This is a genomic window from Klebsiella sp. HN106 (assembly GCF_051209435.1).
In the GTDB taxonomy this organism is placed as follows: Bacteria; Pseudomonadota; Gammaproteobacteria; order Enterobacterales; family Enterobacteriaceae; genus Klebsiella; species Klebsiella oxytoca.
Genome location: NZ_JBLURD010000080.1, coordinates 1 through 732, shown reverse-complemented (window position 1 = coordinate 732; position 732 = coordinate 1). Strand labels below are relative to the sequence as shown.

Annotated in this window: 1 protein-coding gene and 1 pseudogene; both read left to right on the top strand. The window is 62.8% G+C overall.

The window, feature by feature from the left end:
• Positions 1-78 precede the first annotated feature (78 nt).
• The gene (locus tag ACSIPU_RS30400) at positions 79-300 is read left to right on the top strand and encodes a hypothetical protein (RefSeq protein ID WP_060568271.1); all 222 of its coding nucleotides are present in this window, start codon (positions 79-81) and stop codon (positions 298-300) included.
• 31 nt (positions 301-331) lie between these two features.
• Positions 332-732: pseudogene (locus tag ACSIPU_RS30395) on the top strand (site-specific integrase); the annotation flags it as partial.

Genomic DNA, 732 nt, shown 5'->3' with positions numbered 1-732 from the left:
CACGTTACGGTTTAAACGAGGGCGATCGGCGCAGGCCGCAGTGGATTTCCACTGATGTTCTTACACACCGGAGTACAGATGGAATTTGATACCGCTGCCGAACTGGCCGCCCTGCAGGCGCAGACCCGCCGTATCCGCCAGGTCCGCTACCGTCCCTCCCGCCTCGACCGCTATACCGGCGAACTGCTGAGTCTGTACCAGGCCGGGGCCAGTGCAGCTGAGCTGCAACGCTGGCTCCGGGCCCGGCGAATCAAAGTCGTGTTGTCCACGGTTACCCGCTGGCTGGAAAAAAATGCCTAAATTCGCCAGCGCTGCCCGCCAGGCGACGGGCGTGATAAAAATCCTCCAGGGCGATATTCTTCGCTCTGTCGGTACGGTCCGGAATTACGAGCAGGGCCTGACCCGCATCGCAGAGTGGATGAAAGACAACCGGATTAATCACGGCGATTTACGCACACTGACACCGGCGCAGGCCATCACCTACCTGGAGCAGCGCGGGGAGCAGGTCGGCCAGAAAACGCTCGATATGGAACGCCAGGCCATCCAGGCCATGATGATCCACGTGACGCAGACCCTCCCTGCCGGCGAACACCTGCCGGTGGTGAAATCGGAGCAGGCACAGATCCTGAGCAGCCGGGCCTACAGCCCGGACCAGGTGGCCCTGATTGCCGCTGCACAGCAGCCCGCCAACGCCCTGGCCACCGCGATTGCCCTGGCCGCCGGATTACGCGC